The following is a 24,471-nucleotide window of genomic DNA, read 5'->3' as shown; positions in this document are numbered from 1 at the left end:
CGTCCCGGATGCGGCGGCCGGTATCTTCATTTCGGCAACACCGCGATATCGCCCCGCGTTTTGCAGGTAGGCTCCGGCCGACCAACCCCGGGGCGCCGGTCGCGGGGCGTGGGTCGTGGGGGCGCGGGGCGGAACGTCAGTACCGAATTCGAGCAGGCCCGGTCCTAGGGCCGGGGTGCCCGGGTTGATCGGAACAAGGAGAAGCGAGAAGCGATGACAGGCATAGAGATCCTCGACACCGCCGTGGTCGGTGCCGGGCCCTATGGTCTCTCGGTGGCGGCGCACGCCAAGGCGCGTGGCTCCCGCACCCGGGTGTTCGGCACGCCGATGCGGGCCTGGGCCGAGCACATGCCGCTGGGCATGAAGCTCAAGTCGGAGCCGTGGGCCTCCCACCTGTCGGATCCGCGCGACAAGTACACGCTGAAGGAGTACTGCCGCATCGAGGGACTGCCTTACGGGCACGGCATTCCCACGCCGGTCGAGACGTTCGTCGCCTACGGCCGCTGGTTCCGCGAGCAGACCGCACCGGACCTGCACGAGACCGACGTGGTGCGCGTCGACCGCGAGGGCTCGGCGTTCGCCCTGCAACTGGCCGACGGATCCTCGGTGCGCTCGCGCTCAGTGGTCCTCGCCACCGGCTTCCTGCCCTTCCCCCGCTTCCCCGAGGCGCTCGCCGGACTCGGCGCGCCGCAGGTGCTGCACAGCAGCGCGGTGAACGACCTGTCCGGCTTCGCCGGCAAGCAGGTCACCGTGGTCGGCGCGGGGCAGGCGGCGATCGAGATCTCGGTCCTGCTGGACGAGGCGGGCGCGGACGTGACGCTGGTGGCGCGGACCGGGGCGCTGGCTTGGAACAGCTTGCCGGGCGATCTGCCCTCGACTTTGTGGCAGCGGTTGCGCAAGCCGGAGAACGGGCTCGGGCCGGGGTACTACAACTTGGTGTTGGGGGATCTGCCCGCCGTGTTCCGGCGGCTGCCCGCGGGATACCGCATGGAAGTCGTCCGCAAGACGCTGGGCCCTGAGGGTTCGTGGTGGGTCCGCGAGCGGTTTGAGAAGTCTTTCGACACCGAGCACATCCGCATCGGGACCCGGATCACCTCTGCGAAGCCCGACGGCGACGCGCTCCTGCTGGAGCTGTCCGACGGCCGGGAGCTCAAGACAGACCACGTAATTGCCGCGACCGGTTTCGAGGTCGATGTCCGGAATCTGACGATGCTCGGCGAGGAGCTGCGCCGGCGGGTGCGCGGCATGCGCGGATCGTACGGTCCGCCGATGCTCGGTGCGGGCTTCGACTCCTCGGTCCCCGGGTTGCACCTGGTCGGGCTGGCGTCGGCGGCGACGTTCGGGCCCTCCATGCGCTTCGTGTTCGGGTCCGCGTTTGCCGCCCGCACCGTCGCGCCGCGGCTGCCGCACTGAACCTCACCGGTTCGATATCCGGTCCGCCGTGCCTCTCGACGTGACCGGCGGAAACGGCGACACTGGTGCGTCAAGGCTTCCGGCCAGTTCGGCCGTTCCTTAGCAGGACGAGGACTACCTTGAACTTCTCTATAAGATGGTTGGCATGTCACTGAAGGCGTCGGTTGATGTGGATACCGCCACCGACGCCGTGCTTCTGAAGCTTGACCGGAATGTCTTCCATCACGGCGGGCTCGGAGTGATCCGCAGCCTGGGACGGCTGGGAATCCGGGTCCACGCCATGCGCGAGGACCGGTTCGCTCCGGCCGGGGTCTCCCGCTACGCGCGCCGGACGGTGTCGCCGATGCCGGACCGCGCCGATCCCCACGACGTCCTCGATCTGCTGGACCGGCTCGCCGACCGGTTGCCCGGCCCGGCGGTCCTGATCACCACCGACGACGCGGGCGCGATTCTGTTGGCCGAGCACGGTGACAAGCTGCGTCCCCGCTACCTGTTCCCCGACCCGCCGGCCGATCTGCCGCGCCGGGCGGCGGGGAAGGCGACGCTCGCCGAGATCTGCCGTGCCGCCGGGGTGCCGCATCCGGCGACGACGGTTCCGGTGGACGCCGCCGAGGCGACGGCGTTCGCGGACGCGTGCGGATATCCGGTCGTGGCCAAGGTGAATCTGCCTTGGATGGCCGACCGCGCGGCCGGATTGCACAGCACGACAGTGGTCCGCAGCCGCGAGGAGATGCTGGCGCTGGTCCAGCGGGCCCGCCGGGCGACCGGTGACGGCCCGGATACCGGCCTGCTGCTTCAGGAATACCTTGCGCCCGCGCCGTGTGGCACGCTCCAAGACTGGTTCTTCCACGGCTACTTCGACGCCGACTCGCGGTGTCTGTTCGGTCACACCGGAATCAAGGTGCGGTCCTTCCCGATCCACGCGGGCCTGACCAGCTACGGCCGGTGGGAGTCGAACGAGCGGCTGCGCGACGAGGCGGTCGCGCTGCTGTCCGGGCTGGGCTACCGAGGTCCGGTCGACTTGGACTACCGGTGGGACCCGCGCGACGACAGCTACCGGCTTCTGGACCTCAATCCCCGGCTGGGCGCGCAGTTCCGGCTGTTTCAGGACTCGGCCGGCATTGACGTCGTCCGAGCCATGCACCTGGACCTCACCGGGCGCGCCTTTTCCCCGGGAGAGGCGGTGGCCGGCAGATCGCTGTTCGTCGAGAACTTCGACCCGATCGCGGCCCTGGCCTACCGGCGGGACGAGAACCTCACCATGCGGTCCTGGCTGGCCTCTGTGCGCGCCGCGGACGAGGCCGCCTGGTTCGCCCGGGACGATCTCGCGCCGTTCTTCCTGACCGGCGCCAGGGCGCTGTGGCAGGCGGCGGCGAACCGCCTTCGCCGGTAGGCCTACTACGGATGGCCGTGGGCCGCGGCGGCTTCCCGGTACCAGGCTTCGTACTCGTCGAGGCAGCGGTCGAGGCTGAACGCCTCGGCGCGCCGCGCTGAGCCTTCGGCGAGCCGTGCCAGCCGCTCGGCATCGCCGACCAGCCCGGCGAGCGCCTCGGCCAGTGCCGCGGCGTCGCCGGGGGCGACCAGTACCCCGTTGTCCGGCCCGACCAGTTCCGGCAGCGCCCCGATCCGGCTGGCGACCAAGGGGCGGCCCAGCTCCAGCGCTTCCAGGGCGGTCAGCCCGAAGATCTCCGGGGTCGTCGACGGCACAGCCAGCAGCGCCGAGCCGCGCAGGCACTCGGCGACCTCCGGTGGGGACAGCCAGCCGCGGAACTCGACGGTGCCGGCCGCCACCAGGTGCGCGGCGCGTGCCTGCAGCCGTTCCCGGTCCGGGCCGTCGCCGACCACCACGAGCCGCGCCTTGGGCTGTGTGCGGGCCAGGATGTCGAACGCCTCCAGGAGGACGTCCGCGCCCTTCAGAGGGCTTAGACGGCCCACGTAGGCCGTCTGCCACACCTCCGTGACCGGAGCCGGGGTGAAGGCTTGGTCGACGGCGTACGGGATCACCCGGACCGGCACGCGGCCGGCGTCGGCGGCGATCAACCCGGCGACGAACCGGCTCGGCGCGGCGAAGCCGTCGATCCGGCGCAGCCCGAGCAGCCGGTAGGCGGGCCGCATCAGGAGGCGCAGGTGCAGATAGCGGGGGAGCGCGGCGGGCGCGATCCGGCCGGAGTTGTCGGCGACCTGCCAGCGCAGCAGTTTGCGGGTCCAGTCCTCGGGACCGTGGATCGTGAGGATGCGCGCGGTGCCGCGGGTCGCCGGGAACACGGCCGGGCTGAACCCGCCGATAGTGTGCATATGGACGCAGTCCGGCTGGAACTCCCGCATGATCCGCCGCACTTCACGGTGCGCCCCGCGATGCCAGACGAACCCGGCGAGCTTGCCGATCGGGCCGCCGCCGACCGGCGGGACCAGGTCGTCGGCGAACACCGTCCGGCCGCCCGCCGGCGCCTCAAGGGCGACCACGCGGACCTGGTGGCCGCGGGCGGTCTGGCCGTCCCGCAGCATGCGGACGAACTTCTCCGCGCCCCCGGCCTCGAAGCCCAGGTTGACGATGTGCAGAATTCTCACCGGTGCCGCGCAATCCTCGAAGACGAAATGGTGGGTGCGAACCGCCCGGGCCCGGAGAATCGGTACCGGCGTACCGAGGACTCCGAACCATGGCACTATGAACGCTCGCAGGTGGGCGTCCCCTTCGGACGTCCAGCGACGAAGTCCGGGCGAGGGGAGCGAAGGGCAGCCGGTCACCGGCCCCGAAATCATAATGGCGAACAGCAAGCGACGGCAGTGGGCGTTCATCGGAGCCGCCGCGGCCGTGGTCCTCGCGGCCGCCGGCATCGCGACCGCCGTCACCGGCGGCGATCCCGGGCAGCCCTCGGCGTTCGGCCACACGCCGGCGGCGAGCACCACCGCGGCCAGCTCCACCACCGCGGCGACCTCGGGAACGTCCGGCACGGTCCCGGCCGCCCCGGGCACCGGTTCGAGCTCCGCGCCCGGAACCGCGGCGGCCACGAGTGCCGGCAAGCCCTCGGCGCTGGCGGACATGAAGTGGGGTCTGGACTACAGCGACACGCTGACGTTCGACACCCCGGCCCAGCTCGGCACCGCGCTCGACGACGCCAAGCGGCTCGGGATGGACTACATCCGCGTCGACTTCGGCTGGCAGGACTACCAGTCCTTCTCGAACTACGCGCCGGACTTCGGCAAGTTCGACAACGTCGTCGCCGCGGCGAACGCCCGCGGCCTGAAGGTGCTGGCCACCCTGGACTTCCCGCCGCCGTGGGCGCGCCGGGCCGCCTGCAAGGACACCGCCGCCTGCCCGCCCGCCGACAACGCGGTCTACGCGAAGTTCGTGAAGCAGGCGGTCGCGCGCTTCTCGGCCCGGGGCGTCCACTACTGGGAGGTGTGGAACGAGCCGAACATCGTGGCCTGGGCCCCGACCCCTGACGCGGCGGACTACACCAAGCTCCTGGTGACCGTCTCCGCGGCCATCCGCGCCGCGGACCCGCACGCCTTCATCCTGATGGGCGGCCTCGCGGCGAACCACCCGGGCAACGGCGGGCCGTTCATCAAGCCGTACGACTTCATCACGGCGGTGGCCCAGAACGGCGGACTGAAGTCCATCGACGCGATCAGCTACCATCCCTACCCGGACGGCGACCCGGCGACCAGCATGACCTTCCAGGCCATCAGCCAGTCGCCGACGAGCATCATCACTGCCCTGAACCAGGTCGGGGCGCCGAACATGCCGATCTGGATCACCGAGACCGGGGCGGCGGTCGGCGGCACGCCGGCCCAGCAGAAAGAATCGGAGGCCTTCCAAGTCCAGGAGGCCAAGCGGGAGGTGGAGGTGTTGTCCTCGTATCCGAACGTGGCGTCCTTCTTCTGGTTCTCCTATCAGGACGTGCCCGCCGACCACCTGATCTACGGGGTGCGCAGGGCCGATGGGACCTACCGGCCCTCCTTCGCCACCCTGCAGCAGATCATCGCCGACGCGAAGAAGTCACGATGAGTGCCGCCAAGACGCCGCGGGTGTCCGTGGTCATCCCGTGCGCCCCGCAGCAGCCCTATCTCGAGGAGACGCTGCTCTCCGTCCAGAAGCAGACCTTCCAGGACTGGGAGGTCGTCCTGGTGCTGGACGGCGAGTGCGAGGAGAACCGGCGCATGGCCGCCGTGCTCCCCGACGACCGGATCCAGATCGTCGTCACCGCGCGCCCCCGCTCCGGCATCGCCGCGGCCCGCAACGCCGGCCTGCCCGTGTGCCGCGGCGACCTGGTGGCGTTCTGCGACGGGGACGACCTCTGCGAACCGGAGCGGCTGGCCCACCAGGTCGCCGAGTTCGACCGCCGTCCCGCTCTGGGGATGCTCGCCACCTGGTCCCGCCGCTTCGACAGCGCCACCGGCGCGGACCTCGGCCCGCGCCGCTGCCCCTCCGACTCCGAGGAGCTGGCCCGCAAGCTGTTGCTGTTCAACACGGTGACGGTTTCCACCGTGATGGCGCGCCCGGAGGTCGTGCGCGAGGCCGGGAACTTCCGCGACGCCGCGATTCAGTGCGAGGACTACGACCTCTGGCTCCGGATCCTCGGCCGCGCCGAGGTGGCCGCGCTGCCGGAGGAGCTGGTGCGCTACCGCGTGCACGAGGGACAGTTCAGCCACCGGGCGAAGATCATGCCGCAGAGCGGCCTGCTGCGCCGCGAGAAGCTGGCGGCCGCGCGGCGGCTGGGGTGGAGCGTTTCGGTGGCACGGATCAAGCACCTGGCGTGGGTCGGGGTGCAGCTGGCGAACCGGCGCTTTTAGGGCAGTTTTAGAGCGGTTTAAGGGCGCGTGTGGGTGGTGTGGGGGCATGGCCGGTCGGGCGCGGCCGGCTGGTCCCAACCACCTCACTGCTCCGGAGGCCGCCAGCGCTCGTCCGCCTCGCCTGCCCCGGGTCGTTGGGCCCGGGGATCGCGGTCTTCGGGCTCCGGGCGGAAGAAGGAATCGGGTACGACGATCGGCCGCAGGATCTGGGTCTCCTCCAGCGCTGAGGGCGGCGGCACGACCGGTCCGGCTTGGCGGGGCATGGAGCGCGGCCGCATGCGCAGGCCTCCGGTCGGTTGCGGGGGGCGCGAGCGCTGGCGTTCGTAGGCGTCGAAGCGGTCGCTGCGTCCTCGCTGTTCCCGGCTGTTCCAGGGGAAGAACATCGGCTCGGTGATGGCTGTCGAGTCGCCGACGCCGACCCAGGGGCTCTGCCGCGGACGGGGCGTCGGACGGTCTCGCGGCCCGCCTGAGGGCGCTGCGGCGCCGACACCGGCCGGGATCCGTTGCCCGGCGGGTGCGAGGTCCTCCTCGGGTTCCAGCTCGTCGTAGTAGTCGTCGTACTCCGCGTCGCCCTCGGCCAGTGCCGCCAGCTTCGCGCCCGGGACGAACGCCACGGCGAACAGTCCGGAGGCCAGGTTTCCCAGCGCCCAGGACCAGCCGATCCAGTTCAGGCCGCGGTGGGCGAAGCCCAGCGCGAGCGCCAGCGTCGCGACCATGTACACCAGGTTGCTGCCGAGAAGCGGCTTCATCCGTCCGGTGATCCGCAGCGCGCTGCTGGCCCAGGTGTGGAAGGCGACCGCGAGGGCGCCGAGCGCCAACACTGTCAGCAGTCCCTGCGCGTGGCCGGGGTACTTGCTGCCGAACAGGCCCAGCAGCGGCTCACGGACCAGGATCACGGCCGCCACGCCCGGGACCATCACCGCGGTCATGATCGTCGCGGACCGCTTCATCAGGCTGCGAAGCTGCTCCGGGTCGTGGGCGCCTTCGGAGAACAGGGCGCTGCCGATGGCGTAGGAGCCGGTCGACAGCAGGGCCGCGATCTGGGAGCCCAGGTAGTAGTAGGTGACGTTGTCGGGTCCCAGCCAGCGCAGCGTGATGATCGGCAAGGCGAGCTGCGGTATCAGGTTCAGCAGCGAGGAGAACTGCGTGGCTACCGAGTAGCCTGCCGTCTCACGGATCCGGGTGCCGCCGAGATGGAAGGAGAACCGGAAACCCAGCTTCCGGTACATGAAGTAGATCGAGGCCAGCGTGGCCACGACGTAGCCGATCCCGGAGGCCGCCACGATTCCCATGGCGCCCATGCCGACCACGAACATCGGGACCGCCAGCTTGGACACGCTCTGGATGACGCCGTCGACCAGGGTGTTGTACTCGGCCCGGCGCGCGGACAAGAACACCGAGTCGGTCACCAGGTTGACCGTGGCGAAGACGCAGATGACGATCAGGACCACGGAGTAGAGGGGTTTGTCGCGGACGAACGCGAGATCGGGGGAGATCACCTTCACGATCAGGACGTAGCCCGTGCCCAGCACGAAGCTGGCACCGGCCACGAGTGCCAGCATCACCGACACCTGGCGGTGCCGCGCTGGGCCCTCTGCCTGGAACCGGATCATCGTCTGCCCGAACCCGAAGGTGCTCAGGAACGAGATGAGCGAGATCGCCGACAGCAGCGTGGTGGCCAGACCGATCTGGGTCGAGCTGTAGAGGTGGGCGACGACCGCCCAGAATATGAAACCTATGCCGGCGGTGAGGCCGGCGGAGGCCATGAGGAACAGCGAGTTGCGGAGCATCTTCGTGCCCGCGTTGCCGCTTGCCTCCTCGCCGCCGCCCTCGGGGTCCAAGCGGTCAGCATCGGGATGTTCGGCGTTCGTTCTTTCAGTCTCTGGTTCGGCGGCCCCCCGGCGGCGGCGCCCCTTAGCCATGCCGCGCCTTGCGGACCCGCAGGCCGAACAGGCAGGCGGACAGCACCAGGAAGCACAGCACAGCCGTCGTGCCCTCGGAGGGGTGCTCCCAGAAGTGGGTGAACCGGTACCGGGTGGTCCGCGGGTGCGACAGGTTGTTGAAGCACAGGTAGACCCACACCAGGAAGGCGTAGCCGCCGACTGCTGCCAGCCCGGCCTCGGCCGCGTCAGGCCGCCCGGCGCGGCGGACCCAGAACGTGCCCGTCCGGGCACGCAGCGCGTACGCGCACGCGAACGACAGCGCCAGGCTCACCGCCCCGAAGGTGTCGCGCCGCATCGGCAGCACCGTGGCGATGTGGATGCTGAGCGCGTCGGGGCGCAGCACTGCCACCGCCGCCACATAGGCCCAGCCCAGCAGCCCGGCGACCATCAGCGTCTCGGCGGCGGGCCGGAACATCGTCCTCATACGTCATCCCCGGTCGGCGGAACTCGTCCCCGGGCGGATCGCCGAACGGTAGGTCTCGATCAGCTTGGAGGCGTGGTCCGGCCACGCGAAACACTCCACCGCGTACTCCCGGGCGTACTTGCCCATCTGCCGGCGCAGCTCGGAGTCCGCGGCTATCTCCCGTAGCCGGACGCGGAGCGTCTCCGTGTCCCGGTCCACCAACGATACGCGATCACGATCCAGGTCGTAGGCCGCGTACCCGCTGTCGTCGGTGGTGACGACGGCGAGCCCGGAACTCATCGCCTCCTGGACGGTGAGCGGGAACCCCTCGGAGGTCGAGGGCAGGGCGAAGACGTCGCAGGCCCGGTATGCCGCGGCCACGTCGGCGGGGGAGAGGGAACCGAGGTAGATCGCGGAGTCCCCCGCGCCGGACAGCGCTTCGGCAGGCCCGCCGGCGAACACCAAGTGGTATCCCGGATCTTGAGCCGCGAGCAGCAGATCGAAACCCTTTTTGGGCACAAACCGCCCGACGAACAGGACCAGCACGCCCTCGGCCGGCAGTCCCAGCCGCTCGCGTTCGGCGGCCTGCTCGGCGGCGTCCCGGACCGGGCGGAACAACGCGGTGTCGGTACCGTTCGGCAGGTGTCGTATCCGCTCCGGCCGCGCGCCGAGGCCGCGGACGAAGGCGGCGACGTCGGAGTTCATCGTGAGGACAGTGCGCGCGGTCCGCATGAGCAGCCGTCCGGCGCTCGCGTAGACCGCTTTCTGCACCAGGCCGACGGCTGCCGAGTCGTGGTGCACCAGCGCGACGTGCTGCGTGGCCACCGTCGGGGTACCGGTCAGCTTCGCCGCCGTGAGCGCGGCCCACGAGGTCTGATAGAAGGCGTCGTGGATGTGCACCACGTCGGCCCACCGTGCCCAGCGCAGCGCGCGGCGCAGAAGCTTCGGTCCCAGGATCGGGAACGGCACTCCGGCCTTGCGCTCCAGGCCGTTCCAAGCCCGGACCCGCACCACGCGGACCCCGTCCTCGTCGGTGACGCTGCTCCGCTCCCCGCTCGTCAGGACCGTCACCTGCACCCCCGCGGCGGTCAGGTACCGGGCTTCGGAGTGCACCACGTTCTCTATGCCGCCCATGTGCGGCGGGTAGTAGTGGCTGACGAGAAGGACTTTGAGTGGTCCGGCGGCGGCCTCGCTCATCGGTAGATCTCCACTCCGGGGCTGACGTAGATCTTGTCCTTCAGGTCTTCGAGCAGGCCGGTCGGGTACACGTACGGCACCGCCGTTCCCCGGTAGTCGATGGACGCGCGGTCCTGGTCGACCTCCGCGTGCCCGAGCATGACGTAGCTGCCCGGCTGCAGCATGAGCGGATTCACCGTGCCCTCGGCCGGGCCGACGTAGACGCTCTGGATACGCTCGAAGACGTCCTGGCTGGTCTGGAGCAGCATGGTCTGCTGCGCGTCGGGCGGGATGTGGTCGTAGACGTTCTGGAGCCAGGTGGCCGCGTCCATCTCCTCGCTGGTGGGGAAGTACTCGTCGTAGTACTGGCCGGAGTCCGACAGCGCGAGCTGCGGCTGATAGCCGCCGGTCAGGCGCGGCACCACGCCGGTGAGGTCCACGGCCATCACCGCGATCACCGCGGCGAGCACCGGCGTCCGGTAGCGGCCGCACCAGCGCAGCGCCCAAAGGAGCCCGGCGGCCATGAACGGGCCGAAGAAGAAGATGCCTTGCTGGAGCGCTCGCAGGACGCTGTAGTCGACGGTGAGCTGCGGGACGAGCGTCAGCAGCACCAGGACCGCGATCGAGCCCACGGCCAGCGCGGCCTGGTCCCGGGAGGGGGTCAGCTCGGCGCGGACCCGCCGGTAGCGCAGGCCCAGCAGGGCCACGCCCGTGCCGATCACCAGCAGGAGCTGGATCCCGGCGGCGATGCCGAAGCGGACCAGGCCGTTCAGGCTCGCCACCGGTACCCCCGCCTTCTGCAGCCCGTTGCCGACCGAGGTCAGCGGCAGGTCGGGGATGGCGGTGACCGGGGTCGGGAACTTGTCGATCACGTCCTGCGGGTACAGCGACCCCTGATCGCGGTCGGCGGCGGTCGAGGCGCGGGTCTCGGCCAGGTAGGCGGCCATGCGCTGCTCGTCGGTGACGTGGGAGCCGCCGACCAGGCTGTTGCTGGTGTCGGCGGAGCCGACGTCCGAGCCGTGGCCGATGATCTCCTGCCAGGACGCGGTCAGGGTGCTGGTCAGCTGCCCGCTGGTGTGGGTGATCGGGCCGGCCCAGCCCACGGCCAGGACGGCGGTGAGGGCGACCAGCCAGACGGTGAGGAAGGCCGGGATGGCTCGGGCGGTCGGCTTCGGTGCCGGAGTGCCTGGAGCCTGATCGGTGCCCGACCGCCGGCGTATCGCACCCGCACCCGCACCCGCACCCGCACCCGCACCCGCAGCAGCCGCGCCGCCCGCCATGCCCGCGCCGCTCGCGGCGAGGCCGGCGGATGCACCGTCTTGGCCGGCCGGCGTTTCGGCGTCCTCTTCCTCGGCATAGTCCCAGTCGCCGTAGTCCCAGACGTCTGTTGTCTCGGCAGGGACGCCGTTCCGCGCCCGCCGCCGCTCGCCGATCCGGTCCAGCAGCCGCCAGGCCGTCGTGACGACGACCCCGGATCCCAGGACCATCACCAGCACATACGCCGTCGCGTAGTGCGCGAGCACGATCCCGGCGAGCAGGGGGATCATCGCGTAGCGCCGCAGCCGGGCCTCTCCGCGCTGTTCGGACATCACCACGGCCGTCGCGCCGAGGATGACGAAGGCGATCTCCTGGCGTGCCATGTAGGCCATGTCGGTGAAGAACGTCGGGAAGGTCAGGAACAGCGCCGCGGACAGCAGCGCCACCTGCCGCGACGCCAGGTTGTGGACCGATCGGAACAGCGCGACCGGAGCCACCGCGAACATCAGCGGGAAGACGATCTTCCAGACCCCGGCCGCGGAGATCGCGGTGAGCTTGGTCAGGGCCAGCGGCAGCAAAGTGATGCTCAGGCAGGCGTTGTACGAGGTCTTGTAGTCCCCGATGACCCAGTGGCCGCCGCCGAGGTTGAGCCGGTAGACCTCGTACTCGACCTGGATGTCGTGCCCGGTGATCAGCCAGCCGCGCAGCGAGGTCAGCAGCAGCAGGGCGGCGGCGCCGAAGAAGACGCCGAGCTCCAGCACCTCGACCGCGTACCGCTCGTGCCGGACCAGCAGCAGGACCAGCAGCCCGGCGATCGCGGTGTACGCCAGCATGCTGACCTGCGGGCCGAGCCCGTTGTTCAGCCGGGTGGCGCCCGCGACCGCCAGGACCAGGCACAGCGCACCTAAGCCGGCGACGGCGCCCAGCCCGGGCAGCGCCCGGATCCGGCTCCAGGTCACGGTGCGCTCACACCTCGGGGACAGTGTCCCGATCAGCAGGTTGACCAGCGCGAACCCGGCCGCCAGCGGCACCTCCGAGAGCGGCCGGCGGTAGCCGAGCAGCGGGCCGCCGAAGTTCACCAGCAGCAGCACGGCGAAGTCGGTGACCACGGCGAAGCCGAAGGCGACCAGCAGCGCGGCGTCGAGCCGGGACACCACGCGCCGTGCCATGCCCGCCCACAGCAGCGTCGGCGCGCCGAGGATCAGCCACAGACCGGCCAGCGTGGCCAGCGGGCCGGGCAGGTAGTAGGCGCCGAAGCAGGCGACCACCCCGGCGAGGACGACGCTCGCCAGGATCGCGGTCCTGCCGTTCGAACTCTCGGTGTTCAGAATCCCACCTGCTCGTAGACGTCCTCGATCGCCGCCACGACCTGATCCCAGCGGCTGTCGGCGACCCGCGCCCTGCCCGCCGCGGCCGGAGCGGCCAGTGCCGAGCGGTCCCGGGCCAAGGTGTCGATCGCGGCGGCCATGGCCTGCGGTGTCGGTGCGACGAGCACGCCGACACCTTCGACCGTCTCGATGTTGCCGGGCACCGCGGTCGCCAGTACCGGCAGTCCGGCGGCCATCGCCTCCAGCACCACCAGTGCCATGCCCTCGCGGTCCGACGGCAGGACGAACAGCTCGGCGTCCGCGTACTCCTTGACCAGATCCTCGCCGTGCTTGCGGCCGGCGAACTCCACCCGGTCGTCGAGCCCGAGCCGGGCCGCCTGCGCCTGCAGGTCCTGGCGCAGGTCGCCGTCGCCGACGAGCCGCAGCCGTACCGGCTCGGCGACCAGCGCCAGCGCGTCGAGGAGCCGGGCGACGTTCTTCTGGATGTCGAGCCGGCCGACGAACAGCAGCCGCAGCGGATCAGGGGCGGAACCGGCGGCCGGCTCGACGCCCGGAGTGCGCGGCGGGAGGAAGTACTCTTCGGCCACGCCGTTGGGGACCACGTAGACCTTCGCCGGGTCCACGCCGTAGCGCTCGGCGAGGAAGCCGCGCTGGGATTCGGTGAGCACGATGACGCCGGCCGCGCCCCGGACGACCCGGCCGAACAGGTGCGTCTTGTACAGCGGCAGCAGGCGGCCCAGCGGTCCGGAGGCGTCGACCTCCATGTGGAAGTGCAGCAGGTACCGCAGGCCGCGCAGTCGGGCGCTGAGCCAGACCTGCTCTGGGACGACCGCCGTCGCGCAGTGCAGATGGATCACGGTGCCGCGCTCGATCCGCAGCAGCGAGCCGAACATGCCTGGGGCGAGCGAGGTGTGCGCGACGGTCAGCGCGCGGTGTCGCCGGACCCTGACGCCGCCCTTCTCGACCGCCCGGTGCGGCGCGCCGCCCGCCTTGTTGTCGGTGGTGATCACCCTGACGTCGTTCCGGGCCGCGAGCCGGGTGGCCAGGATCTGGACCACGCGCTCCAGCCCGCCGAGCAGCGGCGGGTAGTTCGGGGTGACCTGAACTATTCGTCGCCGCTTGCCCGATATGGAGGCGGCGGTTATGTGCTCAGGGGGACTCTGCTCGGTCATGCCACCGCGATCTTGTAGTGGAGGGTCTCGGTGCTCCCGCCGAGGGAGACCCACACGTAGTCGGCCTGGGGATTGACGGGCATGCTGACGACGGCACTCATCGCCTGGCCGTCCCAGACGAGGTCGGCGGTCCGGCTGTCGTCGACCCGCCCTTGGGCGTCGACCGTCCAGACCCGGACGCTGTAGACGTCCGTGCCGGTCTCGACGGCGTGCACACTCACCGGCACGGTCAGCACGGTGCCGTCGACCTGCGGCGGCGAGGTGAAGTAGAGGGCTGTGTACGGCTGCGGCAGCCGGGTGAAAGAGTCCCGCAGCTCGGCGCGGACCGGGGGGAGCGCCAGCAGGGCGATGACGGCGACCACGCCTCCCGCACCCATCGCGAACCGGCGGGGATACCGCTCGAGCAAGGAGCGGAGGGACCACGACCGCGACCATGAGCGCCATGACGACCACGGCCGGGTCGGCCCGGCGCCGGGGGCCGGGGTGCGGGTGGGTGCGAATGTGGGTGCGGCGTAGAAGTCGGTTTCGGGCTCGATGTCCGGGTCGGTATCAGGACCGGAGCTCGGGCTGACCGGCTGGTCGAGTGGCGGTGCGGTCGGCTCCGACAGGTTCAGCCGACCCAGCAGCATGGTGTCGTCGGCCGGCAGCGAGAAGTGCGGCGGGCTCGGCGGCGTGGTGTCCTCGGCCGGCTCCGACAGGTTCAGCCGGCCGAGCAGGGTGGTGTCGTCGGCTGGCTGTGAGAAGTGCGGCGGGCTCGGCAGTGTCGTGTCCTCGGCCGGCTCCGACAGCTTCAGGCGACCCAGCAGCGTGGTGTCGTCGGCCGGCTGCGAGAAAGTCGGTGGGCTCGGTGGTGTCGTGTCCTCGGCCGGTTCTGACAGCTTCAGCCGACCCAGCAGCGTGGTGTCGTCTGCCGGCTGGGAGAAGTGCGGCGGTGTGGTGTCTTCGGCTGGCTCCGACAGCTTCAGGCGACCCAACAGCATCGTGTCGTCCGCCGAATGCGGCGGATTCGGCGGCGCGGTGTCTTCGGTCGGCTCGGTCGACTCAGTCGGCTCGGTCAGCTTCAGTCGACCCAGCAGCATGGTGTCGTCCGCCGCATGCGACAAATGAGGTGGATTCGGCGGATTCGGCGGCGTGCTGTCCTCGCTCGGCTCCGACAGTTTCAGCCGACCCAACAGGGTCATGTCATCTGCCGGCTGCGACAGGTCCGCGCGGCTCGACACTGTTGTGTTCTCTACGGTTTCGTCCGCTATGTCTTCCGGCGGCTCCGACAGATTCAGCCGGCCCAGCAGGGTTGTCTCGTCCGTCTCGGAATGACTCGCATCCGCCTTGCGACCCTGCCGAGCGGAGAGCTCCCAGGCCGGCCGGTCGGCTTCCGCCGCCTCCCCCCGCGAGTCGACCTGCCAGAGGTGTGCGCTCTGGCCGGGGGTCGGGGTCCGATCGCCGGCTTCGGGGGCGCCGGAGATCGGTTCGTAGGGGTGCACGGCGTGGCCGTGGCCGCCGGTGGGGGCGTCGGGGTCCTGCGACTCCGGGGAGGGGAGGGTGGGGCCCTCGCTCAGGCGGCTGTGCCGCTGCCGGTCTGGCATCCCGGTGTTGCTCCTTCTGCCTCTGACACACTCGCCGAACGCATCGCCGGGAACCGGGTGCGGACGGCGAGGTCCTGGTCCTGGTAGGTCTCGGCGGGGGCCGGGCCGTCGTGCCGGATCCGGTGGCCGACCAGGTGGGCCAGGTTGCGGACACCGTCGCGGACCGAGTTGAGCTTCACATCGCCGCCGCGGACGCGGTACTCGATGTGTGTTTCGGTCACCTTATAGCCCGCGAGGACCGCCGCGTTCTTGATCTCCTGGGAGAAGGCCATCCCGGGGGAGCGGACGTCGACGCCGGCCCAGACATGCCGGTGGAATACCCACATTCCGGACTGCGAGTCGCGGATGCCGTGCCGGAAGATGAGCCGGCTGACGAAGCTGAGCATGTGGTTGGCCCAGAAGTGGGAGTGCTTCATCGCGCCGCGGTTCGCCGAGTGGAGGCGGTCCGTGGTCAGGAAGTCCGCGCCGGAGCTGTCGAGCTCGGCCAGGAGTTCCGGGAGGTGGTCGAACGGGTAGGTCCGGTCGGCGTCGCCGGAGGCGATCACCTCGCCCTCGGCGGCGGCGAAGCCGGCCTTGTAGGCGTTGCCGTAGCCCTTCTCCGGCTGGAACACGACCCGGGCGCCGCAGGCCCGCGCCAGCTCCCCGGTCCCGTCGCTGGAGTTGTTGTCGACCACGACGATCTCCGTCGACCACCCGAGGTCAGCCAACTGCGAAACCGGTATGGAAGCGACGACATCCTCTATGTTCTCGGCCTCGTTATAAGCCGGTATCACGACCGACAACGATCGCATTCGGGTCCCCCCAAGGGAAAAAGGTCTGGCGGCGGTGCGTTCAGCCCTGTGGCCGCAATGGCTAGTGGCAGAAGGTGAATGGCAGGCTACGCATGGTGCGGGTACTCAGGGGGCACCAGATGACAAGAACTCCGAACCGGATCGCGAACGGTCGAACTTGTCGGGGCGCCGCAGCCGTCGATGGCGTTCGGCGTGGGAAATCATAGGGCATGCCGCCCGGAAATCCGACGATGCAGCCGGTAGGTGTAGAGCATTTTGAGAATATGTTTGGACGTGTGCACTTGGCCGATCCAGATCCTCGGCAGAGCCAGCGGTCCCAGCGACTCCCGGGAGATGACGGCGGTGGCGTGCTCGTAGCCCGCCGCGGCGACCGCTGAGCGGGCCGCGGCGTCCATCGACCCGTAGGCGTAGCAGTACCCGCTCGGCGGTTTCCCGAGGATGGCGCCCAGTTTCTCGCGGCTGTCCGCGACCTCGCTGCGCACCACCGCGGGGTCGGCGTCGGCCAGGGCGAGGTGCATCGTGCCGTGCGATCCGACTTCGAACCCGGCGTCAGCCCAACGCCGGATCCCGGTCTCGTCCACCAACGGCCACGGAGTGCCCTCGTCCCACTCGTTCGCCCCGCCGATCCGGCCGGCCAGGATGTAGAACGTCCCGGAGAAGCCGAAGCGCTGCAGGATCGGCAGCGCGTTGTCCACGACGTCGGTGTACCCGTCGTCGAAGGTGAGGCCGACCAGACCGCGCGCCGAGCCGGCGGCCCGCGCGGCGAGCAGTTCGGCCACGGAGACGCCGCGCAGACCGCGGCGGGCCAGCGCCGCCATCTGCTCTTCGAACCGCTCCGGGGTCACGACCAGGTTGTTCGGGTCGTGCGGGCGGACGCCCACCGAGTGGTACATCATGATCAACGGCAGGTGCGGCATGCGCCGTCCTGCCGTCGCCGATTCGCGGGAGGGAGCTTCGGTCATTGAGTATCCGACACCTATGCAAGTCGAGACGGCCGGCTGCCACTGGGCAGCATATGCGTAGGCGGGTCTCCTGATCCCAAGGGTTCGGAAGTCCCGCTCGCCATCCGCCCAGACCGCCGGACCCGGGAGTCGCGCACCATCGCGCCACTGCCCCAGACCGGTAGCCCCAGATGCTGGCATGTCGCTCGATCCCTCGCAACAGTGCGCGTGTCACATCATCGCCGCCGCGCGCGTCCCCCGGGAGCCCGGACACCACCGCCCGGCAGCATCCTGACATGCGGCGGCGGTCGCCGAGGCGAGCGAACGCCCCAGGTCCGCGCACATCATCACAGATTGACACTGATCTACCCAAGGGGACGCCAGCAAGCCGCCGACGGCCCGGACCGCAACGCCTGCTCCCGTAAGGCGATTTCCCTTTCGAAACACGCCGCGAGGCGCCGTCGACGGTCAGGGAGATGCCGGGTAGGACCTGGATGGTTATGTTCTGGACAGCGGCGGTGATGTCTATGGCGGTATGGGCGATATTGAGGGTGTTGAGGGTATTGCCGGTTGTGATGCCGCGACATCCGGACACGACCTCGGCGGCAGGAGTGCATTTCCTGGCTATTGGCTGCGACGCTTGCCGGGCGAATATGAATGGGAGGGAATGTGGGCTCGATCGTTTTGTGAACGGAGTGATTCAGGCCACTGACGATCGCCGATCGCACGTATGTGCAATGTGAGGCCGTCATCCGGATATGCGCTCGCTTCGAGCCATGAGGCGCCGTGCCCATGCAGCAGATCGGCGCCCCCGAAGCGTTTCCTGTACAGCGCACCCACCCGCCGGTCGTAAGGACGCACATGACAACAGCCTCGCCAACGTTCGACGACTAGGTCGCGTCCCGCGGTGCGGCGCTTCTGCGCCTGGCGTTCATGCTCACCGGCGATCGGCATCTGGCCGAGGATCTGACACAGGACACGTTGCGACCTCGCCGCTCTCGCCGCTCTCGCCGGGCTCGCCGCGTCGGCCCGGAGCGGCCACGCGCGGCGCACGGTGAAGCGGCGGCAGCTGATGGCGGTGAGCGCCGCCGGGGTGCTGGCGCTAGGCAGTACCGCGCTCGCGCTGGCGCGGTACGCCTCAGGCACTCCGTCCGTCACGACGAACATCACGCGGCTCGACGGCACCTCGCGATAGGTAGCGCCGTCAAGTGAGCTTCACCGGCAGCCGCACCAGGAACCGGGTGTCGCCCGGCACCGACTCGACGCTCAGGTCGCCGTGGTGTCTGCCGACCACGATGCGCCAGGAGATGTCCAGCCCGAGCCCGGTGCCCTGCCCGACGGGCTTGGTGGTGAAGAAGGGCTCGAAGATCCTGCCCTGGATCTCCTCGGGGATTCCCGGGCCGGTGTCTTCGAACTCCACCACGAGCCGGTCGAGGTCCAGCACGGTCCTGATGGTCAGCGTGCCCGAGCCGTCCATTGCCGCGACGGCGTTGTCGATCAGGTTGGTCCACACCTGGTTCAGCTCCGCCGGATAGACCGGGATCTTCGGCAGGTCCGCGCCGTAGTCCTTCACGACGCGCACGCCGTCCGGGATCTTCCCGGCGAGCATCGTCACCGTGCTGTCGAGCAGCGTGTGGATGTCGCTCTCCTGCTGCGGGGCGCGATCGAGCTGCGAGTACTGCTTCGCCGCCCCGACCAGCGCCGAGATGCGGACGGTGGCCTCCTCGATCTCGACCGTCAGGCTTTCGACGTCGAGGATCCGGCTCAGCCATGACAGGACGGCCGGAAGGACGTGCTCGTCCACGGTACGGGCGATCTCGTCCAGATCGGCGACGCCCAGCCCGGCTTGGACGAACGTCGGCGCGAACCGCCAGCCGTCCTGGACGCCTTGGTCGTCGAGCCAATCAGCGGTCGAATCTTCGAGGTCTGAGACTGCCAGCGGACTGAGCCCGAGCGCGCTGGTTTTCTGGCGCGCCGCCTGCTCCACGGCGCGGTTCAGCAACGCCACCAGCGTCTGCAAATCCGGCGCGTGCTCAGGTTCCGCGGCGATCTCCCCGAGCGCGGTGCGCGCGTCCGCCACGCCTTCCCGCAAGGCGGAAGAGGCGCGCAGCGCGGCGCCGGCCGGGTTGTTCAACTCGTGCGTCAGCCCGGCCGACAAGACGCCGAGAGCGAGCAGCCTCTCGCGTCCGCCGACGAGCTGCTGCTGGATCTGGGTCCCGAAGAACAGACCCTCCAGCAGGTGCACCGCCATCGGGAACCACTCGTGCATCAGCGTCGAGAAGGACTGCGCCGACAGGACGAAGAAGCGCGACGGAACCGTGATCGCCAAGGAGTTCCGGTAGGTCTGCGGCACCTTCTCGTCGAGGTAAGCCTGGAACGCGCCGGCGTAGACGCCGCGCTGCGAGGTCCGGATCACCTCGACGTCGTCGGTCCCGACGCGCCGCGACATCACGACCGTCCCCTCGAGCAGGACGTAGAACCACAGCGCGGCATCGCCTTCGGCATAGACCTGCCCGGGCGCATAGGTGTGGACGGTGCCCTGTTCGCACAGCCAGTTCAGCTGCTCGTCGCTGAGCTTCTCGAACAGGAACAGACCGCGGAGCTCCTCGACGCTGCAGGGACCTGAGCCGCCGACGCGCTCCGCGGCGGTCACAGCTTCTCCAGGAAGCGGTGGACGAGCATGACCGCCATCGCGCCCTCGCCGACCGCCGAGGCGACGCGTTTGGTCGATTCCGAGCGCACGTCGCCGATCGCGAACACGCCGGGCACGTTCGTCTCCAGCAAGTAGGGCGATCGATCCAGCGTCCAGCCCTTCACCGGCTCGCCGCCGACCGCCAGGTCCGGTCCGGTGAGGACGAACCCGTGCTCGTCCCGGGCCACGACGTCGTCCAGCCAGTCGGTGGTCGGGGCGGCGCCGATGAAGACGAACAGCCACTGGGCGTCGACGTCCTCGGTCGCGCCGGTGGAGGAGTTGCGGAGCGTCAGCCGCTCCAGGTGTTCCTCGCCGTGCGCGTGGGCGACCTCGGTCTCGGTCCGGACCGTGATCGACGGGATCTGCGCGATCTGCTGGATCAGGTAGTAGGACATCGAAGCGGTCAGCGATTCGGCGCGGATGAGGATCGTCACCGACTTGGCGAACCGCGACAGGTACACCGCGGCCTGTCCGGCCGAGTTCGCGCCGCCGACGATGAAGATGTCCCGGCCGGTGCAGCCGACCGCCTCGGACAGCGCCGAGCCGTAGTTCACGCCCTTGCCGGTCAGCTCGTCGATGCCGGGCGCCGCCAGCCGCCGGTACTCCACGCCGGTGGCGAGGATGACGGAGTGCGCGCCGATCTTGGAGCCGTCGGCGAACCGCACCACGCGCGAGGAGCCGCAGCTCTCCAGCCCGGAGACCTCGCGCGCGGTCAGGGTCTCCGAGCCGAACTTCGCCGCCTGGCGGCGCGCGCGGTCGGTCAGCTGCGAGCCGGAGACGCCGTCGGGGAACCCGAGGTAGTTCTCGATCCGCGAGCTCTGCCCGGCCTGCCCGCCGGTCGCCAGCCGCTCGACCAGCACGGTGCGCAGCCCTTCGGAGGCGCCGTAGACCGAGGCGCTCAGCCCGGCCGGTCCGCCGCCGACGATGACCAGGTCGTAGAAGGCGTCGGCCGGGGTGGTGCGCAGTCCGACGTGCGAGGCCAGCTCCTGGTCGTCCGGCTCGATCAGGACGCCGCCGTCCGGCGCGATCACCAGCGGCAGGCGCGTCGCCTCCGCGCCGGTGGCGTCCGGGTCCAGTCCCGCCGAGGCCAGCAGGCGCCGGCCCTCCGGCTCGTCCGAGGCATACCAGCGGTAGGGGACCTGGTTGCGCGCGAGGAATTCGCGCACCTGCGTCGAGCGCGCCGACCACCGGTGGCCGACGACCCGGGTGTCCAGCACCGCGCGGTGGTCCGCGGCCAGCCAGAGGTCGAGCAGGGTGTCCACGACCGGGTACAGCTTCTCCTCCGGCGGGTCCCACGGCTTGAGCAGGTAGTGGTCGAGGTCGACGACGTTGATCGCGTCGATGGCCGCGTCGGTGTCGGCGTAGGCGGTGAGCAGGACGCTGCGCGCGCCGGGGAACACCTCCAGCGCGCGCTCCAGGAACTCCACGCCGTTCATCTCCGGCATCCGGTGGTCGGCGATCAGCAGCGCCACCAGGTCTCCGCGCAGCTTGAGCTCGTGCAGCGCCTCGAGCGCGGACGCCCCGGATTCGGCACGGACGATCCGGTAGTCGCCTCCATAGCGGTGGCGAAGGTCCCGGGCGACGGCGCGGGACACACCGGGATCGTCGTCGACCGTGAGGATCACGGTGCGGGGTGCGGCGGCTGGCTCACTCATCGCGCCATTATGCCGGTGCGGTCGGCGGCCGGGGAGATCGTTGATGTGCGCAAGCCCACACCGGCGAGCCTAAGTCCTGGGCGGACGCGGCGCCTGTTGTCGCCGATATCGCGCGATGGACCAAGCCGCGGCGCGCAGACAGGCCGGACGGCGCAGGATGGGCATGACGACTCTTCGAAGTGGGGTGCAAGCCATGGAAATGCCCGTGACCACCGAGCGGCTCATCATCCGCGATTGGACGGTGGACGACGCCGAGGCCGCGCTCGCCGTCTACGGCTCCACGGACGTCGCCCACTGGCTGACCCCGGCGATGGACCGGGTCGGCGACGTGGCCGCGATGCGCTCGGTGCTCCAGGCGTGGATCGAGGCTCAGCCGAACCTGCTGGCGCCGCGAGGGCGGTGGGCCGTGGAGCGCAAAAGCGACGGCGCGCTGGTCGGCGGCCTGGCGATCCGGCTGCTGCCGCCCTATGAGGTCGACCTCGAGATCAGCTGGCAGCTCGACCCGCAGATGTGGGGCGAGGGCTACGCCACCGAGGCCGCCCGCGCCCTGATCGCCTGGGCGTTCACCCAGCACACCGACGAGCTGTTCGCGGTGACCCGGCCGAATAACCGCCGCGCGATCGCCACCACGGAGCGGCTGGGTCTGCAGTGGGTCGGCGAGACCGACAAGTATTACGGGCTCACCTTGCAGGTGTACCGCATCCGCGCCGGCGATCCCGGGGCGAAGGGCGAGGACCTTCAAGCCGGCAAGTGACAAGCAGCTGGTGACAAGTTACGAGTGACGGTCTTGGCGCACGGCACCGCGATGCCGTGCGCCACAACGCGCCTGACCGCTATGCCGACGTAGCCATCGGCTGCCGGACGCGCGAGCAGTCGAGGACGACCGGGAGCGCCAGAAGCATCGGCGGATCGGTGGGCCGGCAGGGGCGCATCGCCAGGTCCAGCATCGTCGTCTGCCCGCGCACGCACTTCACCGGTCCCTCGCGGGCCACGAGGCGGGCGACGCGCGAGCCGTACTCGTCGACCGGAGGTTCGTCGGGGTTCACGGCGGCGGCGAAGACGTACCACTCGCCCTCGGGGACGGAGTCCAGTTGGAACGCCGTCTCGTTCTCGACCATGGTGCAGGAGACCGGGAGGTGCTGCAGGATCGGGCCGTCGAAGACGCCGATGTACATCAGCCGCACCTCGGCGGCCGGCGGCAGGGTCATCCAGCCGGCCATCGCGCCGAACGCGGCCGGGTCCTCGCCCGGGCGGCCGGCGCCGCCGAGTCCGGCGGCGAGGTCGGCCTGGGCGAAGCTGCGGTACTGGATCGGGGTGACGCCCACGCTCTTGGTGAAGCGGCTGGTGAAGGTCCCGAGGCTGTTGTAGCCGACCATGTAGGAGATGTCGGTGACGGTCAGCTCGGTGGTCGTCAGCAGGGTCTTGGCCCGCTGCAGGCGGATGGCGCTGAGGAAGCGGCCCGGGGAGACTCCGGTGACCTCGCGGAAGGTGCGGGCGAAGTGGAACTGGCTCAGGATCGCCACGTCCGCCATGTCGGCCAGGGTGATCGGCTGGTCGTACTGGTCGTACAGGTAGGCCACAACGCGCTCGACAGCCTCGTTCAAGGTTCCTCCTGCGGTGCGCAACGGATCGATGAGAGCCGTTCGGACGGGACGCGGGCCTGAACGTGCTGACACAGTTGGGTTCCGGTCAGCGTTTCAGGTGTTGACGGGCCCCGTCTTCTTCCTGCTTGCCCGGGTGTGCCCGACCCGGCGCCCGGGCGGGGGGAGCAACATCGAAGAAGCCTGATATGCCGGCCAGGGCCCACAGTGAAACCGCTCAGAGCCTCCTCTGCACGGCGATGGGGGGGCGAGGCCGAAGGTTCACGAGGGGGGAATTCGCGTGCCTGAGATCAGCGGCGGTCGCGCGGTCGTGCTGGGGGCGAGCATGGCCGGGCTGATGGCGGCCCGGGTGCTGCGCGAGAAGTACGAGCGGGTCACCGTCGTCGAACGGGACGTGCTGCCGGCCGGGCCCGAGCACCGGCGCGGCGTGCCGCAGTCCCGGCATCTGCACGTCCTGCTGGCCCGCGGGACGTCGATCATCGAGGAGCTGTTCCCCGGCTTCGTCGCCGAGGCCGTGGCCGCCGGCGCCACGCCGGCGGACGCCCTGGCCCGGACGCGGCTGCTGGTCTCCGGCTACCGGCTGCTCCAGACCGACGTCGGCCTGCAGACCGTGCTGGCCGGCCGGCCGTTGGTGGAGCACATCGTGCGCGGCCGGGTCCGCGCGCTGGACGGGGTGGACTTCCTCGACGGCCACGATGTCGTCAGCCTGGCCGCGACAGCGGACGGCCGCCGGGTGACCGGCGTGCGGGTCCAGAGTGACGGCGGCACCGAGGAGATGCTCGAAGCCGATCTGGTGCTGGACGCCACCGGGCGCGGCTCGCGCTCGCCGGTGTGGCTGGAGCAGCTGGGGCACGGCCGCCCGGAGGTCGACAAGGTCCAGGTCGGCCTGAGCTACGCCACCTTGACCTACCGGCTGCCCGACGGCGCCATGGGCAAGGACCAGCTGATGCTGAACAACGCCACGCCCGGACATCAGCGGGCTGCCGTGCTCTCCGAACAGGAGAACGGCCTGTTCCGGCTGACCATGGCGGGCATGTTGGGGGACCGTCCGCCGCTGGACCGCAAGGGTTTCGACGCCTTCGCCGCGAGCCTGCGCTTCCCCGACATCTTCGAGGCGGTCCGCGACGGCGAGGCGCTGCACGACCCGGTCGGGTTCCAGTACCCGGCGAACATCCGCCACCGGTATGAGCGGATGCGCAGCTTCCCCGAGGGCTTCCTCATCCTGGGCGACGCGATCTGCTCCTTCAACCCCGTCTACGGCCAGGGCATGACCTCCGCCGCCATGCAGGCCGAGGCGCTGCGCGGGGTGCTCGCCGACGACCGCGGCCCGACCTGGAAGCGCCACTTCCGCGCGATGGCGACCGCGGTCGACCCGGCGTGGCAGATCTCCGCCGGCGGCGACCTGGTCTTCCCCGGGGTGGTCGGACACCGGACCCCGCTGATCCGGATGATCAACGCCTACCTGCCGCGCGTCCACGCGGCGGCGGCCGAGGACGTGGAGATATCGACCCGCTTCATCCGGGTGGCCGACCTGGTGGACCGCCCCGAGGCACTGGTGCGGCCGGCCACCGCGCTGCGGGTCCTCGGCCGGCGCCGCGCCAAGCCGGAGGTCTGAGACATCGAGACCGGCGACATCAGGATCAGCGCCATCGCGACCAGCGCCATCGCGACCAGCGCTCTGGGCTCCGCACCCGAGCGCGCGATCCCACCTGGCGGATGCGA

Annotated in this window: 19 protein-coding genes; 7 read left to right on the top strand and 12 right to left on the bottom strand. The window is 70.4% G+C overall.

Annotation, left to right across the window (positions count from 1 at the left end; translation table 11 throughout):
* Positions 1 to 213: 213 nt before the first annotated feature.
* Together CACI_RS31715 and CACI_RS31710 are read left to right on the top strand one after the other, a co-directional pair.
* The gene (locus CACI_RS31715; RefSeq protein ID WP_015794985.1) at positions 214 to 1,413 is read left to right on the top strand and encodes an NAD(P)-binding domain-containing protein; all 1,200 of its coding nucleotides are present in this window, start codon (positions 214 to 216) and stop codon (positions 1,411 to 1,413) included.
* 145 nt (positions 1,414 to 1,558) lie between these two features.
* On the top strand, positions 1,559 to 2,806 hold the full coding sequence (locus CACI_RS31710) for a carboxylate--amine ligase (protein ID WP_041540565.1): 1,248 nt from the start codon (positions 1,559 to 1,561) through the stop codon (positions 2,804 to 2,806).
* A 5-nt stretch (positions 2,807 to 2,811) separates the two neighbouring features.
* Here CACI_RS31710 and CACI_RS46325 read toward each other — a convergent pair whose 3' ends face one another.
* Positions 2,812 to 3,981: a glycosyltransferase family 4 protein gene (locus CACI_RS46325; RefSeq protein WP_015794983.1), complete on the bottom strand. Its 1,170-nt coding sequence runs from the start codon at positions 3,979 to 3,981 to the stop codon at positions 2,812 to 2,814.
* Positions 3,982 to 4,174: 193 nt separating this feature from the next.
* Between CACI_RS46325 and CACI_RS46320 the strand changes: the two genes are divergently transcribed.
* Together CACI_RS46320 and CACI_RS31695 are read left to right on the top strand one after the other, a co-directional pair.
* Complete coding sequence (locus CACI_RS46320; protein ID WP_015794982.1) at positions 4,175 to 5,422, top strand: cellulase family glycosylhydrolase; 1,248 nt, start codon at positions 4,175 to 4,177, stop codon at positions 5,420 to 5,422.
* Positions 5,419 to 6,207, top strand: coding sequence for a glycosyltransferase family 2 protein (locus CACI_RS31695; RefSeq protein WP_015794981.1), 789 nt, complete (start codon positions 5,419 to 5,421; stop codon positions 6,205 to 6,207). The genes CACI_RS46320 and CACI_RS31695 overlap by 4 nt, the downstream gene beginning before the upstream one ends.
* 83 nt (positions 6,208 to 6,290) lie before the next feature.
* Here the strand turns inward: CACI_RS31695 and CACI_RS31690 are convergent, their stop codons facing one another.
* The 8 genes from CACI_RS31690 to CACI_RS31655 form a co-directional block, all read right to left on the bottom strand.
* Positions 6,291 to 8,048: a lipopolysaccharide biosynthesis protein gene (locus CACI_RS31690; protein ID WP_041540564.1), complete on the bottom strand. Its 1,758-nt coding sequence runs from the start codon at positions 8,046 to 8,048 to the stop codon at positions 6,291 to 6,293.
* Positions 8,049 to 8,121: 73 nt separating this feature from the next.
* Positions 8,122 to 8,574, bottom strand: coding sequence for a hypothetical protein (locus CACI_RS31685; RefSeq protein ID WP_015794979.1), 453 nt, complete (start codon positions 8,572 to 8,574; stop codon positions 8,122 to 8,124).
* A 3-nt stretch (positions 8,575 to 8,577) separates the two neighbouring features.
* Complete coding sequence (locus CACI_RS31680; protein ID WP_015794978.1) at positions 8,578 to 9,750, bottom strand: glycosyltransferase family 4 protein; 1,173 nt, start codon at positions 9,748 to 9,750, stop codon at positions 8,578 to 8,580.
* Entirely contained in the window at positions 9,747 to 12,254 is a 2,508-nt protein-coding gene (locus tag CACI_RS31675; RefSeq protein ID WP_015794977.1) for a DUF2206 domain-containing protein, read from the bottom strand. The genes CACI_RS31680 and CACI_RS31675 overlap by 4 nt, the downstream gene beginning before the upstream one ends.
* Positions 12,255 to 12,310: 56 nt before the next feature.
* Positions 12,311 to 13,486, bottom strand: coding sequence for a glycosyltransferase family 4 protein (locus tag CACI_RS46315; RefSeq protein WP_015794976.1), 1,176 nt, complete (start codon positions 13,484 to 13,486; stop codon positions 12,311 to 12,313).
* Positions 13,483 to 15,069: a hypothetical protein gene (locus CACI_RS51590; protein WP_015794975.1), complete on the bottom strand. Its 1,587-nt coding sequence runs from the start codon at positions 15,067 to 15,069 to the stop codon at positions 13,483 to 13,485. The genes CACI_RS46315 and CACI_RS51590 overlap by 4 nt, the downstream gene beginning before the upstream one ends.
* Positions 15,039 to 15,860, bottom strand: coding sequence for a glycosyltransferase family 2 protein (locus tag CACI_RS31660; RefSeq protein ID WP_015794974.1), 822 nt, complete (start codon positions 15,858 to 15,860; stop codon positions 15,039 to 15,041). Before CACI_RS31660 ends, CACI_RS51590 begins: the two co-directional genes overlap by 31 nt.
* A 200-nt stretch (positions 15,861 to 16,060) precedes the next feature.
* Complete coding sequence (locus CACI_RS31655) at positions 16,061 to 16,822, bottom strand: polysaccharide deacetylase family protein (protein WP_223297298.1); 762 nt, start codon at positions 16,820 to 16,822, stop codon at positions 16,061 to 16,063.
* Positions 16,823 to 17,873: 1,051 nt separating this feature from the next.
* Between CACI_RS31655 and CACI_RS53700 the strand changes: the two genes are divergently transcribed.
* Positions 17,874 to 17,996, top strand: coding sequence for a hypothetical protein (locus CACI_RS53700; protein ID WP_015794972.1), 123 nt, complete (start codon positions 17,874 to 17,876; stop codon positions 17,994 to 17,996).
* 9 nt (positions 17,997 to 18,005) lie between these two features.
* Here the strand turns inward: CACI_RS53700 and CACI_RS31650 are convergent, their stop codons facing one another.
* Together CACI_RS31650 and CACI_RS31645 are read right to left on the bottom strand one after the other, a co-directional pair.
* On the bottom strand, positions 18,006 to 19,454 hold the full coding sequence (locus CACI_RS31650; protein ID WP_015794971.1) for an ATP-binding protein: 1,449 nt from the start codon (positions 19,452 to 19,454) through the stop codon (positions 18,006 to 18,008).
* Positions 19,451 to 21,148: an FAD-dependent oxidoreductase gene (locus tag CACI_RS31645; protein WP_015794970.1), complete on the bottom strand. Its 1,698-nt coding sequence runs from the start codon at positions 21,146 to 21,148 to the stop codon at positions 19,451 to 19,453. Before CACI_RS31645 ends, CACI_RS31650 begins: the two co-directional genes overlap by 4 nt.
* Positions 21,149 to 21,341: 193 nt before the next feature.
* Between CACI_RS31645 and CACI_RS31640 the strand changes: the two genes are divergently transcribed.
* On the top strand, positions 21,342 to 21,902 hold the full coding sequence (locus CACI_RS31640) for a GNAT family N-acetyltransferase (protein WP_049871765.1): 561 nt from the start codon (positions 21,342 to 21,344) through the stop codon (positions 21,900 to 21,902).
* A 79-nt stretch (positions 21,903 to 21,981) separates the two neighbouring features.
* Here the strand turns inward: CACI_RS31640 and CACI_RS31635 are convergent, their stop codons facing one another.
* The gene (locus CACI_RS31635) at positions 21,982 to 22,752 is read right to left on the bottom strand and encodes a helix-turn-helix transcriptional regulator (RefSeq protein ID WP_015794968.1); all 771 of its coding nucleotides are present in this window, start codon (positions 22,750 to 22,752) and stop codon (positions 21,982 to 21,984) included.
* A gap of 277 nt (positions 22,753 to 23,029) precedes the next feature.
* On the opposite strand from CACI_RS31635, the gene CACI_RS31630 reads away from it, so the two are divergent.
* On the top strand, positions 23,030 to 24,364 hold the full coding sequence (locus CACI_RS31630; protein ID WP_015794967.1) for an FAD-dependent oxidoreductase: 1,335 nt from the start codon (positions 23,030 to 23,032) through the stop codon (positions 24,362 to 24,364).
* Positions 24,365 to 24,471: the final 107 nt, after the last annotated feature.

This window comes from Catenulispora acidiphila DSM 44928 (assembly GCF_000024025.1).
In the GTDB taxonomy this organism is placed as follows: domain Bacteria; phylum Actinomycetota; class Actinomycetes; order Streptomycetales; family Catenulisporaceae; genus Catenulispora; species Catenulispora acidiphila.
The sequence above is the reverse complement of the archived record's forward strand: the minus strand, read 5'-3'. Positions and strand labels throughout refer to the sequence as shown.